The following is a 14,658-nucleotide window of genomic DNA, read 5'->3' as shown; positions in this document are numbered from 1 at the left end:
ATCATCATCTCTCAGATGTCGGGGGTTTGCTCGGCAAGACATAAGTGACAAATCGCATTAGGATTGTCCTTCTGGTTATCTTTCACAGGACAGAAATAATCGCCGTCAATTTCTTCAACAGATAGATTTCCTGGAAATTCACTTCCAACAGGATGGATAGGTTCCTCTAAAATAAATGTTGTGTAAAGAGCGGTAATGACATAAATTAACGGTAATTTATCATCTTTTGCATTGGACATTCTTTCAGTTTCAAATGTTCTTTTAAGTAACGGAAAGGATTCGTTCAATGCAGTTTTGTCAATTGCCTCATCGGTATAATCCTCTTTTTCTTTAACTTCATTCATGCGTATGATGAAATACTTTATATAGATTTCCAAGTATTTTTCACGATATTGCTCTTGAATGTATTCTCCGTCTTTTCTTATATAAGCTGTGGCCAGCATTAAATCCTGGACGGATATGATGCGTGCGTATTTTTTCAGAATTTCCATTATCTGTGATCTTCTGATTTCTGAATTTTCAGATAATTTTTCAAGTTCCACCAGTATGTCTTCCGGCATCATGATTTTATTTATAAAAGTTATAATTAATAAAAACTATTAATTACTTCAACATAACTATTAGTAATGAGGTAAGAATATGAATGAAGATTTCATGGAGATTTCAAAAGAGGACATTGAAAATGTCGAAAATGCTTTAAAGACCAACAGTGATTATAAGTTAAAAAATTCAAAATTTGATGTAAAATCCTTTGAAAAGGGAAAGGACATTATCATAATTCAATATGTGGCAAATATTGAAAATGAACTTGTTTTCAGCACATATGAGGAAAACGGTAAGTATTACATAACAAACACTTTCGAGCTGTTCATTGACAATATCATAAACGGCAATGTTTCACGTGATGTTTTCCAGTCTGTAAGCGGCTATTTTTATGATGTAATCGACAATCCTGATAATGATTTCACCGATGAAAAAGACGAACTCATAAGCTTTTTACTTCTTACAGAGGATTATGATGAATCCCAGCTTCAAAACGATTTGGATCCGGAAAAAATACGCAATGACTATAAAAATGATCATGACAGGATTTACTCTGATGAGTCCATGAATAGGGTTGAAAAGAGCCTGGCCTTAAAGGAGCTTGTCCACATGTCAATCTGTCAGGTTGTCAATGATATTGAGCTGTTTTTCACAAGGCCTTCCAATTTGACTCCTGAAGAGGTTGCTGAGAAAAACAAGCAGGAAGCAAAAGCCCTTGAAAATGAAATGCAATTGTCCTAAATATTTAAGTATTATTATAATTATAATTATTAATATCAATTTGGCTCGCTGATTATATGATTAATATTACCCGTAATGAAGAAGTTGTTCTAAACCAAATCAAAATTTATGATATAGAGTATCCTGAGGGCGTTCCAGTCAGTATACTGAGAAAGGAACTTGGATTTCATGAATATGATTTGGTTCACATTTTAGAGGAGCTTCAAGATAAGGATTTGGTTATTTTTAAGGATAATAAGGTAAACTTATCTGAAAGTGAAAAGGAAATCAATACAGTCAATTCCAAAAAAGACCTGGAAGAGCTTGAATTGAATCAGAAGGAAAAGGATTCATATAAGCTGATTCAGGAGCTGGTTGATGATAAAAACCTTGTTTCTAAATATACCTTAGAGGGTCATTTGTTGTATGGGGATTTGGAACTCAGTAATTTCAGGATGTACCATATAATTTTGTCTCTTCAAAACAAAGGGCTTCTAAAATCAATTAATAAAGACGACGGCGAATATTACCTTCTTGTTGAATAATATTTTTTACATTTTTTTTAATATCATAGTATTATTATTTTCCAATTTAATCATAATATTTATATAACTTAAAAATTATATATTGATATAATTATTGAGATTATGATGTGTTTTTTATGATGAGAATAAGTATGTCACTACCTAAAAAATTACTAGCAGATTTTGATGAAGTATTAAAGGAAAGAGGATACCAGTCTCGTTCAAAAGGAATTCGTGATGCACTTCAAGATTACATTGTAAGATATCAATGGATGAATTCCATGGAAGGGGAAAGAATCGGTATCATAACAATCATATACGACCACCACTACACAGGAGTCATGGAAAGCCTTGCAGAAATCCAACACAGCTTCAGAAATGAAATCAATACCAGTATGCACATCCACATGACTGATAAATACTGTATGGAAATTGTTGTAGTGAATGGAGATATTGCTGAAATTCGTGATTTGACCGAAAGAATAATGAGGCTTAAAGGTGTTGAACACGTAAAACTCACAAGTACAGCAAATGGAGAAGATTTCAAGGAACCTGGTCACTCACATGACCATCCTCACACCCACTAACTTCTCTTCTTTTATTTTTTCACATGAAATTCAAAACCACTCCATATCATCATGACTTGTTGAAGGATACGGACAGGTTGGCTGTTTTTTATGAAGCTATTGAGCAATATGATTCAAACACTGATTTGGCATATGATTTGGGTTGCGGAAGCGGTGTTTTATCCTATTTTTTAAGTTCAAAGTTTAAGGAAGTAATCTCTATAGAGGCTGATTTAAAGGCATTCAAATGTGCAGATGAAAACTTGGCCAATTTTGACAATGTGCATGTTATCAATAGTGATGTATTGGAGTATGATTTCACAAAAAAGGCAGATATGATTGTTTGCGAGATGCTTGACACTGCACTAATTGATGAGGAGGAGATTCCCGTCCTGAATTATGCAAAAAAATTCCTGAAGGATGGTGGAAGAATCATACCTCAGGGAATTATAAACACTGTCGAGCTGGTTAATATGCAAAGGCATCATATTCACTGGGATGAAGGTGCGAAATACGATGTGCTTTCAGAGGAAATGGTGTATTCGCAATTCAACTTTCTGGATGATATAAATCCTGATTTTGAAGCCGGTTTTAAGTTAAGAGCCAATAAAGATGGGCTGCTCAACGGATTGAAAATCACAACTTACACCAAATTAAACGATGAGATAATTGCAGGGCCCCTGCCCATGTTAAATCCTCCATTACTGATACCTTTGGATGAAAGGCAAATAAATGTAAATGACTTTATACATGTTGAGATAAAATATAGTATGGGAAAAGGGATTGAGAGCATAAAAACTGGATATCTATAGGTGAAAATGTGGACTTTGAATCTCAATTAAGCAATTTTTTGACAGATTGTAAAAAACTGATTGTACTTGGAGTAGGCAATGAGCTTAAAAGCGATGATGGTGTAGGGCCGTTCATCATAAGGAAGCTTCAAGAGGAAAACATTGAAAACAATAACCTGTTATTGATTGATGCGGGAACCGTGCCTGAAAACTTCACCGGAAAAATCAGAAAGGAAGATCCCACTCACCTGATAATTGTTGATGCATGCTTAATGGACTCAAATCCCGGAGACATGAAAATAGTGGATAAAAACGAATTTGCAAACATTGGCATTTCAACTCATTCAATGTCCCTGTCATTCTTTGTTAGATACCTTGAAAAGGACACTGAAATCAGAATAATATTCGTTGGCATCGAACCCGAAACTATGGATTGGGGAGCAAAGCCAACACCAAAGGTTGAAAAGTCAGCTAATGAATTTATAGAAACTTTAAAGGAAATAGTATTATGAAACTATTGTTTATCGGTTCAAGATTATATGATGATTTAGACTGGTATGTACGGTCTAAAGGAATAGAAAGCATTTTAACAGAATCTAATGAAGAGGCAATCAATCTGGATTTGCCTGATCAGGTTTTTATCGTTCCGCGTGGAATGGATGGACCTAAACAGGTTGCATTGATGCAGAATGTTGATGCAGTCGTTCCGTTGATTGGAATCGACCCTCCATTGATTGATGTGGCTCACATGAAAGAGGAGCTTGAAGCGGAATATGATATTCCTGTGGTTGCTGCAGGTGTCAGGGCAGTCGAATTGACTTCCGATAAAATCAGGACCAAGGAATTTTATACTGAAATTGGTGTCGTCACTCCAAACTATCAGATATTGAACTGTCCTGAAGAGCTGACCCTTGATTTTCCTGTTGTCCTAAAGCAGGGCCAAGGACAAGGCGGAAAGGACATCAAGGTTGCCCGATCAGTAGAGGATGTTGAGGAATACTTCAAGGAATTTGACCAGGCATTATGTGAGGAGTTCATAGAGGGAGCTGAAATATCCATTGAAGTTTTAGGTTTCAATGGTGAATATGTGGCACTTCCTCCAATATATAAGGGCGAAACCACTCTTGAAGGAACCCATCCGTTGAATAAGACAAAAACCGGTCCATGCATGGTTGAAGGACTGGACAATAACCTGGTTCAGCACACTGCCTATAAGGTGGCAAAAAATCTTGATTCAGATGGAATATTTGAAATGGATTTCATGTATTCCAGAAAAAACAACCAGCTATATGCAATTGAAGTTAATACAAGACCTAACGGTACCAGATATCTAACCACTGCTACATGTGGAGTAAACTCTTTATGTGAATTGGTTAATATGGCTATTGGAGAGTTCAGCTTATCCAATATTTCAGATAAGCTTCAATATTACTATTCAACAGAAATTCCAATAGGCAATTATCAGGGTCCCTCACCAAATGAACCTGTAAAATCATTTGAAGTCAATGATTTCGTTGTACATGGTCCCGAAGGTTATCAGAGGGTTACTGCAAGGGCAAACTCCAAACAGGAACTTGAAAATCTTGTTGAAAAATTAATCTGAAAGTCTGTGTTATAAGTTATAATTATAAATACTATTATCAATATAATTTATAATGATATAAAATATGATATAGTGTGGTATAATGAATAATACAGATATGTTAATTCTTTTTTTAATAACATTATGTGCTACAATATTCTTCACATGGTATATTAAAAGAATATTATTGAAAGCAAGGATTGCTGACAATCCTATAGTTAGTGAACATAGACATAAAAGCGGCACTCCTACAATGGGAGGAATAGCATTTTTATTTACTCTTTCCTTTGTTATTTCACTATATTATCAGAATACTCCAATATTAATCGTATCATTCATTATGCTTGCCGGAGGAATTGTAGGATTAGTTGACGATTTGATTGGTCTTAAGGTCAAGGAAGTTCAAAAAATTGTTGTAAACACTTCAGATGAAGTAATTGCTTTAGGAAGATTGGATGTTGAGCCAGGAGAGGAAGTTCGTGTTGCAACTCCAAAGGCAAAGGCTGAAGTGGATGGTCTGCTTAAGGAAGGCAAAGTTGAAGTGATAGGTGAAGTTCCAATCAAAACAGAACCTGAAGAACTTGAAAAAATCATTTGCCAAATTGTTTTAGGAATGTTTTTGGCATTCACAGGTGCTGTGACCACATTGGGAGGATTTACCTTAGGAATATTTGCCATTCCTGTTGTTGTAATAGCAATTCTAGGCTGTATCAATTCAGTAAATCTTATTGATGGTATGGACGGCCTTGCAGCAGGAATTGTTGGAATCGCATCAATTTCATGTTGTGTCTACGGTTATCTTTTCGGACCTGCAACAATCATTCCGCCATTTTTAATCCTGGCGGGAATATGTTTAGGATTTTTGGTATTCAACAAGTATCCTGCATCAATATTTATGGGAGATACAGGATCATTTGTATTGGGTACTGGTTATGCGGCTGCCGTTCTGGTATGTGACATTCCATACTTCGGAGTTCTTGCATTGGGAGTACCGATTGTTTCAGTTATTGTAAGCCTATTGCACAGGGCGCATATTATCAAATTGCCTGTAGAGCCTTTGCACCATACATTAAACCATTATGGAATGTCTGAAGTAAAGATTATCTTGACATACTGGGGAGCTACCGCTTTATTATGTATTATCGGCATACTGGCTAAGATGTACTTATTCTAATTTCGGTGATTTTTATGGATATTCAAGATTTGGCTGACTCTTTAAATGGAAAACTTATAGGAAATGATGATTTTTTCTCAATTGACGGATTTACTGGAAAATTCACTTTTTTGCATGACGCCCACACAGGAGACATTGTCATAAGGGAATGGGTTGACCCTGTGGGTGTTGAAATGGCATTCAATCAAAACATTGCCTGCCTGATTACTCCCGAACCTAGGGATGGAGCCATTGAAACTGCAAACAGATTAAACTTTCCAATGATTATTATAGATGACATTGATGCTGCAAGTGATTTTGCATTAAGGCTTTCAAAGCCTGAAAAGTTGGAAAACATCTGTGATTTGGTGAGTGCCGTTGAGGGAAGAATTGTCGGCAATGACGAATTTTTCTCAATCGATGGGTTTACAGGAAGATTCACATTTTTAAATGATGCTCATACCGGAGATATTGTCATAAGGCATTGGATTAACGCAACAGGCATTGAAATGGCATTCAATAAAAACATTGCATGCTTGATTACACAAAATCCAAAGGATGGAGCTATTGAAGCGGCGAAAAGATTGAATTTCCCATTGATTATCACAGATAGGATTGAACTTGCAAATGCATTTGCCCTTTCACATACCATACAGAACGAGTCTCCACTCTCCAAGAATGTTGTTATAACAGGAACCAATGGAAAATCAACAACATCACACTTGATTTATCATATCTTGAATAATGCCGGTTTTCATGTGTTGACAAATACTGACAGCGAATCGGAATTCAATACATTAATCGATCCTATGGTTTCCAAACTGATTTCAGATGAAGTCAGAAAAAATAGCCACATTGATTATTTGGTTATTGAGGTATCTGAAGTTCAGGGATGGCTGGGAAAACTGATGGAAAACCATGCTGCACTGATGAGCAGGGCGGTTAATCCGACAGTCGGTGTCATAACAAACATTGCTATGGACCATATCGGTCTTGTAAACTCAATCGATGATGTTTATAATGAGATTAAGGCGGTTCCTGAAGCTATAGGAAAAGGAGTCACCGTCCTGAATTATGATGATGAAAGGGTAAGGTCACTGGATGCTGCAAATCCGTTTTTCACATCAATGTCCAAGCTTGATAAGGATAATGCGGTGTACTTTGACGGCGATGCAATTATCTATAAAGATGAACCTATCTTAACAATTGATGAGCTGCCGTTTACAGGCAATCATTTCATTCAAAACATTTTATCAGCTATTGGTGCATGCATCTCTTTGAGAATCAGCATCGATAAAATAGTCGAAGGCGTTAAGACATATAAGGCATTGAACAGGAGATTTGCTAAGCTAAATGACAAACCGCTGATATATGATGATTTTGCACATAACCCTGACGGAATCAGGGCTACAATCTCCGAAACCCTCAAGCTCCTTCCCGAAAATCGGAAGTTGCATGTTGCCTGTGCAATCAGAGGTTCCAGGGGAGTTGAAATCAACCAATTGAATGTCGATGCACTGGTAGAATCCATGAATGATGATATTGAATTGTATTTATCTTCAAGCAATGATGTTGTAAATGATTTGAATTTTGTCGAAGATGATGAAAGAGAGGTATTCTTCAATACTCTAGATGAAAACAACATCAAATATACTCATTTTGATAATTTGAAGGACTGTCTAACTGAAGTCTATAAAAAAGCTGATGAAGAGGATATAATTTTGTTGATTGGTGCTCAGGGAATGGATCCTGCCGAGTCACTTTTAAGCGACATTATATAAATTTAAATATTACATTGATTTAATATAATAAATGTATAAATTCATTCTTTTTAAAAGAATATGACACTATGAGGATATGAACATGTTTATAAAGATTAGGAGAGACACATTAATAATTTTATTATTAGCGTTTATTTTAATTCTTTGCGGTCGTTTAATTACATATGTAGCATTTGCCTCCTCTACTGATGTCGATGACGGTATCGCTATTTCCGGACTCATTGTTAAAGGAAACGATATTGTTCCTGCAGACACTGTCAGATATAATGTTATGCAGGCCGGTTTCAGGGATGGAAGTGTAATCTACGGGGATATTTTAAAAACTTCTAAAAGAGAGGTTTCCTTGCAGGATGCGATACAAACGGCTCAAGAGTTTGCAACACGGTCGACAGTACCTGGTACATCTGTTGAACCAATTACTGCTGCGGATGTGCAGGTTGATAAAAATACCGGTGTTGTTACAGTAACCGTAATAGAAGACTTTTCATCTGTTGAATTAAAGAATCAGACGGTTGGGGTGACTGGATGAAGATAACCAAATTCCACATGTCAATTGTTTTTTTAATAATATTTCTGATGACAATGAGCAGTGTTGCTGCTACTTGTAACATTATTGTTATTACAGACCCATCCGGTAAGGATCCTAATGGAGCAGCAGCGGGAAGTATGTCTTTTGCAGAAAACATGTTCCAGTCTACATTTTTAATGTCTAAAAATAATCATTTTGCAGTGCTCTCAGGGGGTACTGGTAGTTCTGATACAAGGTTGGATTCTGTTATTGATGCGGTAGCTAATCTGGAGAATAATGCTTCTGCAGCTTCTGCAGCATCTCTAGCTTCTCAATTTAAGGGAGCTCGTCTGGTAGTTGGCGGTCCAAGTATTGGTGCAGCTATTGGGGGTTCATTTAATGCTTATGTAATCACTGTTGATGATGCAAGTAACGATATTAAGGTAACTCCATACACCAGTGGTGTGGCTACATTGCAGCCTGGTCAAAAAGGAGCTATTATTCACTTAAGGAACACTGAAGGAAATCCATTATACGGTACTGCTGATACTGTCAGAAAAGAAACCGCAATGAATATTGGGAAGATGATCAGGGACGGATACCCTGCAACCACAATTCTTTCAGAAGCAATGGGTGAAGTAGCTAAAGACTCCGGTGAAAAATACGGTGGTGGTGGAGTGAATTTGATTTCTGGAATTTCAACAGATGACATGTTCACTCCGGTTGACATGAATCAAACCGGTTATCCTATGGATGATGAATACTCAAAAGTCTGTGATGAATGCGGATGGGGTATGGGTTATCCTAGAGCCGAATCATATGACAGATGTCCTGTCTGCGGAGCGGAGCTTAGAGTCGTTCATGCATATGAGGCATTGGGTTCAGCATTGACCATAAGTCCGAATGCGGTCAGTGTTTCAGTTTATGGAAGTGACAAACCTGGTTTGGCAGCAACTACCTCTGAAATTGTTGAAGCGTCTGTTGCAAAATATGGATATGATGCATCAGCTATTGCAGGTTCAATCAATAGAGGAATCAAAAATGGACTTATTATGGGTGTTGACCATGTAGAACCTAAAGACATTAACGTCAAGCAAGGTTCTAAAGCGGTTGGTGTCTATTATAATGCACTTCCTGGAGACAGATCCTCTCCAACATGGGATTTGCCTATTGACGGCAATATCTTAAACATATTGGGTAGTATTCAGACTGCAGTAGGAATTATTTTAATACTTTTAGTTGTATTCAGGTCCAGATTATTAAAATCATTCCAGAGTAGGTGATTATCGTGGCGTTAATATTGGTTAGAGGAGAAAGCAATTCTAAACTGCTTAGTGCAATTGCAGATATGGAACGTCATGGTAATTTGAACCTGACTACAAAGCCTAAGGTTGTCGATGCAAAGTTTGCAGATTCATTGGTGGAGGGAATTCTAAATTCTGAACTTAAGACTAAATCCAATGTTGCCATTGCATTTTTTGTAAAGGAAGACACTACCTTAAGCATCATGCAGGTTAAAAAGATTCATCCTCCGGCTCATGTTGTTGTCGTCAGTGATGAATATGATGCCTATTCCAAATTAGAATATGTTTTAAATAATGCTGATGAGTTCAATGAATATCATTCCACTAAAGCCATCAATGATGGGATGATTGATTATAAAATAAATAAAAAAGAAAGGCATATCAGAAATGATAAGTTGAATAGCTATACCAAATAGCTATTTTCTTTTAATTTTCATGATGTTGCCTAATGTTCTCTCTCCAGAGGAACTATTTATGAATTGATTCAAATCAATGTTGTCTACTTTTTCAAGCAATGTTATGCCTAATGTTTTTTCCAGCTTTTTTGTAAGTTTGGTGTCTGGAGTCATTTTTCCGGTTTCAATTCTGGTTATTACTGAAACCCTTTCGTTAATCTTTTTGCCTAAGTCTTCACGGGACCAGTCTTTAGCTTCTCTTGCTTTTCTGACTTCAAAGCTGAAGTCTTCAATTAACTCTTCTGAAGGTTCATCGTTTCTTGAGTAAGGTCTGTTCCTTGTGGTTGCCGGCCTTTGATTCTTATTTCTATTATTTTGTTTAACGAATTTTGGTTTAGGCGGTGCTTTTTGGACTTTTCCAAGTTTTGAGCACTCTTTACAGACAACCATTACTGATCCTTCAATTTTTGCTCTTATTGGATTGTTTTCTGGCACGGGTTTGCCACAAATTTCACATTCCATAGTAATCAGTTCCTTTAGTTTTTCTAAATTAATATATATTATTAATGTTATATAATGATTGTTAGTATAAGTTAAAATGAATACCTTTAAATACTTTAAAGTTACTAATTGTTATTAAAGTAACATGTTGTTAAAATTTTAAACTAACTGGAGATGATTCACATGAATGATTTTAATGATTTGGAAAATTCTTCAAAAGAACAGTTAATCCAAAAAGTAGATTTTCTACAAGAGGAAATTGATATTTTAAGAGAAGAAAAATCCAAAGCTAAAAGTAACTTAATGTGGAAAGTTAGGAAATTAGAAAAGGATAAAGTCTTAATAGAAAATGAAAAGATCAGACTTGAAAGAGAAGTTAAATCTCTCAGGTCAGAAGTAGACAGATTCAGATCTCCTCCATTAGTGCTTGCTACAATTACAGAAGTATTAGATGATCATAGAATGACAGTTAAAAGCAGTACTGGACCTAGTTTTCTTGTTAATTACTCAAAATTCTTAGATGAAAAATTATTAGTGCCTGGTTCAAGGGTGGCTTTAAATCAACAGACATTCGGTATAGTTGAAGTATTGCCGTCTGAAAAGGACGCAAACGTTTCAGGAATGGAAATTGAAACCAAACCTGACATTACCTATGATAAAATCGGTGGTTTAGAAGAACAAATCATTGAAGTTAAGGAAACCGTTGAACTTCCTTTGACAGAACCTGAATTGTTTGAAAGAGTAGGAATAGAACCTCCTAAAGGAATATTGCTATACGGACCTCCTGGAACCGGTAAAACCTTGCTTGCAAAGGCAGTTGCTAATGAAACCAATGCTACTTTCATCAAGATTGTAGCTTCCGAATTTGTTAAAAAGTACATCGGTGAAGGTGCAAGGCTTGTTCGTGAAGTCTTCGAACTCGCTAAAGAAAAGGCTCCTGCCATCATATTCATTGATGAATTGGATGCAGTTGCTGCAAAAAGGCTAAAAAGTTCCACCAGTGGGGACAGAGAAGTTCAAAGGACATTGATGCAGCTTCTGGCTGAACTCGATGGATTCGAATCAAGAGGTGACATTGGAATTATAGGTGCAACCAATAGGCCAGATATCCTGGACCCTGCACTTTTACGTCCTGGTCGTTTCGACAGATTCATTGAAGTTCCTCTTCCAAATGTGGACGGAAGACGTGAAATTCTTAAGATTCACACTAAAAACATGTCATTTGATGAAGAGGCTGACATTGACCTGTTAGCTGATTTGACAGATGGATTTTCCGGTGCTGATTTAAAGGCAGTATGTACCGAAGCAGGTATGTTTGCAATTCGTGCTAAACGTGATAAAATCACTGTCGATGACTTTATGAAAGCTGTAGATAAAGTTATGGATAAAAATAAAGAAGACGAAATATTTAAATCAGAAGCAGGAATGATGTTCGGATAAATTTAATTGACAATAAGCCAATGATGAACCCTATGAGCTCTGATATGTGATGAATGATGGGCGAGCTGAGGCTTATTTTTTATAACTTTTTTTTCTAAAACTTTATTTAAAATAAATTCTAATAGTATATTATGTTATTTGATAGAAATGATGCAAGGGCAAATGACAGAGTCATTTATAAAACCAGACCCAATATGATTTTGGGATGCAAAAAGGCAATATTGGGTATTGTTTTATTGATAGTTATCTTAACCGTCTCACCTATGGCAATCAAATTCATAGGTAAAATGCAGGTTTATCTGATTTCTAGAATCAAACTTTCCCTGACAAGTTATACGGCTATCGCTTTTTTTGTAGTCATTCTTATTACTGTTATTTATATAATCTGGCAGTTGGTCGGATGGTATTCAACTGAATACACCCTGACCGACACTAAAATTATTATCAAATCAGGTGTAATTTCCACTAAAAAAAATTATATGCCTTATGCAACAATTCAGGATATTAACACTTCTCAAAGTATTCTCGGAAAAATAATTAATGTGGGTTCCGTTTCTGTTTTCAGCGCTTATGACAACAATCAAATGGAGCTTAAAAGCATTTCCAATCCTTCTGAAGTTGAGGAAATAATTTTCTCAAGAATGGTTGGGCCAAGAAATTTCCAGGATCCTCCACAGCAAATGCCTCCTTACTCTGAAAGGGGATACAGGGATGAAAGCGAGTATTATCCTAGAAATGACGATTATTCAAGTCAGGATGATTATCTCGGCAGAAATGATTATTACGATGAATATGAACCTATAACTCCAATAACCCATGAGAGAAATTCATATCCAAGAAGGGAATATGACTATTACCCTGAAAACTTCGACAATATTTCCAATCAGCATCCTCGTCATACCTATGAATATGAACCATATGACAGCGGATTTAATAGGTCTCGAAATCCTCGCCAAAACAATAATCAGTATAACAGAATTCCCGATAATCATTCTTATGTTGATGAAGATTATTATCACAATAATGAACCGCAAAGTTATTATGATGAAGCGGTCGAAGAATATCCTCAAAATGAACCTCAAAATGTAGATGCTTCTTCCCAAAAAGCCATTCAAAGACATTTTGACAAATTTAAAAAATAGGTATTTTCCCACATTTCTTTTTAAAAAAGTAACAAAATTATTTCGATTTAGGTGAATTTCAATGGAATTATTATGTATACAGTCACAGGAACATCCGGAATTGCCGTTGGCTGAACTCAAGGCAGTTATGGAATGTGAAGATATCGATGCTGAAATAGATCATGTAACCGAAGGATTAGTTCTTTTAAAAGATATTTCACAGGATAATTTCATGGATTACTATCAGATTTTAACCAAAAGGTTAGGCTATACTCATGAGGTTCATGAGCATATCTTAAAAACAGATGTGGAAAATTTGGATAAGGATGTTTTAGGTGTTGACTGGTCAAGTGTTATTGACGAGAACTTTGCAGTGCGTGTAAAAAGAATCCGTTCAGAAGTTGATACTGTAGGTTATGAAAGAAAGTTGGGAACACTTATTCTTGAAAATTCACAGGGAATTAAAGTTAATTTATCAAAGCCCAATACATTAGTCAGGGTTGTTGCTTATGGTGATGAATTATATGTGGGCATTGAAAGAATAAAACTAAATAAAAAACATTTTGAAGAAAGTAAACCACATAAAAGACCATTTTTCTATCCTGGATCCATGAATCCGAAGCTGGCAAGGTGTATGGTTAACCTGTCCAGGATTAATGAAGGCGAATTGCTGCTTGATCCTTTTTGCGGAACCGGAGGGATATTGATAGAGGCAGGATTGATCGGATGTAAAGTCGTTGGGTCAGATATATACTGGAAAATGCAAAATGGAACTGCTATCAATTTAGATTATTATGGCATTGAGGATTATAGGACTTTTCATTTAGATGTACGTGAACTTAAGATGTATGAAAAGGTAGCTAGTGTGGTTACCGATCCTCCTTATGGAATTTCAACTTCAACCGGAGATGTTGACGGTGAAGAAATTTTCAAAGAATTTTTCCATGCAATTTATGATAATATGAAGGATGATGCTTACCTCTGTATGGCTTCTCCACATTATGTTGACTTAAAACCGATGGTTGATGAAGTAGGATTTGTAATTGTTGAGCAATACAGGATAAAAATGCATAGAAGTTTAACAAGAATTATTTCTGTCATTCGTAAAAAATTATAATCATTTATAAATGTTAGGGATACATTTATATACTAGTTATTTTGTGTATGATTTTTTCATGCACGAAACTTAATTATTCTTTTTTATTTTATTATTTTGTTTAATATTTTTTTTATTTTGATTTTTTAAGAATTTAAAAATTCTTTTTTAAAAATATTTCTTAAAACTTTATTTTAATCTAAATTATAATTATTTAATATTGTTTTCTGATTAGAAATATTATTTTTTATTTATTTCATATTTGATTATTTTTTGCAATATTTTTTAATTGAATTTGTTAATAAAATTTCTCTGTCTATTAGTTGTGCTATGTGTTTTTATGGCGATGACCTAAGTATTATTGCATGGAGCAATTTTTACTATGATGGTTGCTTTCCGCATGTAGCTATACATTTGTGAGTACTTGAATTTTCTCAAGTATGATGTTGGTTTTGTAGTATGTGGTGAATTAGTTACAAACTAGTTTAGTGTAATACTCGTCTATATTTAGCGTACTTCATAATACTTTATACTTATTATGTCTGTTATGTGATTCAATTCTGTTTGATCCTGGCAGATGTTACTGCTATTGGGATTCGATTAAGCCATGCAAGTCGAACGAATTTAGATTCG

Annotated in this window: 16 protein-coding genes; 14 read left to right on the top strand and 2 right to left on the bottom strand. The window is 35.4% G+C overall.

Annotation, left to right across the window (positions count from 1 at the left end; genetic code table 11):
* Positions 1-11: 11 nt before the first annotated feature.
* A complete protein-coding gene (locus tag QZN27_RS01700) occupies positions 12-563 on the bottom strand; it encodes a DUF2115 domain-containing protein (RefSeq protein WP_296782833.1) in 552 nt (183 codons plus the stop codon).
* 76 nt (positions 564-639) lie between these two features.
* On the opposite strand from QZN27_RS01700, the gene QZN27_RS01695 reads away from it, so the two are divergent.
* From QZN27_RS01695 to QZN27_RS01645, 11 genes are all read left to right on the top strand, one after another.
* Positions 640-1,284, top strand: a complete 645-nt coding sequence (locus QZN27_RS01695) for a hypothetical protein (protein ID WP_296782831.1) — start codon at positions 640-642, stop codon at positions 1,282-1,284.
* Between the two features lie 56 nt (positions 1,285-1,340).
* Positions 1,341-1,808, top strand: a complete 468-nt coding sequence (locus tag QZN27_RS01690; RefSeq protein WP_296782829.1) for a hypothetical protein — start codon at positions 1,341-1,343, stop codon at positions 1,806-1,808.
* Between the two features lie 116 nt (positions 1,809-1,924).
* Positions 1,925-2,374: a nickel-responsive transcriptional regulator NikR gene (nikR, locus tag QZN27_RS01685; protein WP_296782828.1), complete on the top strand. Its 450-nt coding sequence runs from the start codon at positions 1,925-1,927 to the stop codon at positions 2,372-2,374.
* A gap of 23 nt (positions 2,375-2,397) precedes the next feature.
* Positions 2,398-3,165, top strand: a complete 768-nt coding sequence (locus QZN27_RS01680) for a methyltransferase domain-containing protein (protein ID WP_296782826.1) — start codon at positions 2,398-2,400, stop codon at positions 3,163-3,165.
* Positions 3,166-3,173: 8 nt separating this feature from the next.
* A complete protein-coding gene (gene hycI, locus QZN27_RS01675) occupies positions 3,174-3,656 on the top strand; it encodes a hydrogenase maturation peptidase HycI (RefSeq protein ID WP_296782824.1) in 483 nt (160 codons plus the stop codon).
* Complete coding sequence (locus QZN27_RS01670; RefSeq protein WP_296782822.1) at positions 3,653-4,747, top strand: acetyl-CoA carboxylase biotin carboxylase subunit family protein; 1,095 nt, start codon at positions 3,653-3,655, stop codon at positions 4,745-4,747. Before hycI ends, QZN27_RS01670 begins: the two co-directional genes overlap by 4 nt.
* Before the next feature lie 82 nt (positions 4,748-4,829).
* Positions 4,830-5,900, top strand: coding sequence for a glycosyltransferase family 4 protein (locus QZN27_RS01665; RefSeq protein WP_296782821.1), 1,071 nt, complete (start codon positions 4,830-4,832; stop codon positions 5,898-5,900).
* A gap of 14 nt (positions 5,901-5,914) precedes the next feature.
* Positions 5,915-7,660 (top strand): Mur ligase family protein, encoded by a 1,746-nt coding sequence (locus tag QZN27_RS01660; RefSeq protein WP_296782819.1) that lies wholly within the window; start codon positions 5,915-5,917, stop codon positions 7,658-7,660.
* A gap of 82 nt (positions 7,661-7,742) precedes the next feature.
* On the top strand, positions 7,743-8,189 hold the full coding sequence (locus QZN27_RS01655; RefSeq protein ID WP_296782818.1) for a hypothetical protein: 447 nt from the start codon (positions 7,743-7,745) through the stop codon (positions 8,187-8,189).
* A gap of 44 nt (positions 8,190-8,233) precedes the next feature.
* The gene (locus QZN27_RS01650; RefSeq protein ID WP_296782903.1) at positions 8,234-9,451 is read left to right on the top strand and encodes a hypothetical protein; all 1,218 of its coding nucleotides are present in this window, start codon (positions 8,234-8,236) and stop codon (positions 9,449-9,451) included.
* Positions 9,452-9,456: 5 nt separating this feature from the next.
* Positions 9,457-9,888: a DUF356 domain-containing protein gene (locus tag QZN27_RS01645; RefSeq protein ID WP_296782817.1), complete on the top strand. Its 432-nt coding sequence runs from the start codon at positions 9,457-9,459 to the stop codon at positions 9,886-9,888.
* Here the strand turns inward: QZN27_RS01645 and QZN27_RS01640 are convergent, their stop codons facing one another.
* Entirely contained in the window at positions 9,889-10,389 is a 501-nt protein-coding gene (locus QZN27_RS01640) for a multiprotein bridging factor aMBF1 (protein ID WP_296782815.1), read from the bottom strand. It lies immediately after the preceding gene.
* Between the two features lie 162 nt (positions 10,390-10,551).
* Between QZN27_RS01640 and QZN27_RS01635 the strand changes: the two genes are divergently transcribed.
* From QZN27_RS01635 to QZN27_RS01625, 3 genes are all read left to right on the top strand, one after another.
* Positions 10,552-11,808 (top strand): proteasome-activating nucleotidase, encoded by a 1,257-nt coding sequence (locus tag QZN27_RS01635; protein WP_394346848.1) that lies wholly within the window; start codon positions 10,552-10,554, stop codon positions 11,806-11,808.
* Between the two features lie 131 nt (positions 11,809-11,939).
* A complete protein-coding gene (locus tag QZN27_RS01630) occupies positions 11,940-12,950 on the top strand; it encodes a PH domain-containing protein (protein ID WP_296782813.1) in 1,011 nt (336 codons plus the stop codon).
* A 61-nt stretch (positions 12,951-13,011) separates the two neighbouring features.
* Complete coding sequence (locus QZN27_RS01625; RefSeq protein WP_296782812.1) at positions 13,012-14,046, top strand: TIGR01177 family methyltransferase; 1,035 nt, start codon at positions 13,012-13,014, stop codon at positions 14,044-14,046.
* Positions 14,047-14,658 lie beyond the last annotated feature (612 nt).

Origin of the sequence: uncultured Methanobrevibacter sp., assembly GCF_900316895.1 — an archaeon.
Lineage (GTDB): Archaea > Methanobacteriota > Methanobacteria > Methanobacteriales > Methanobacteriaceae > Methanocatella.
Note: the sequence above shows the minus strand (reverse complement) of the source record. Positions and strands in the feature narration are given on the sequence as shown.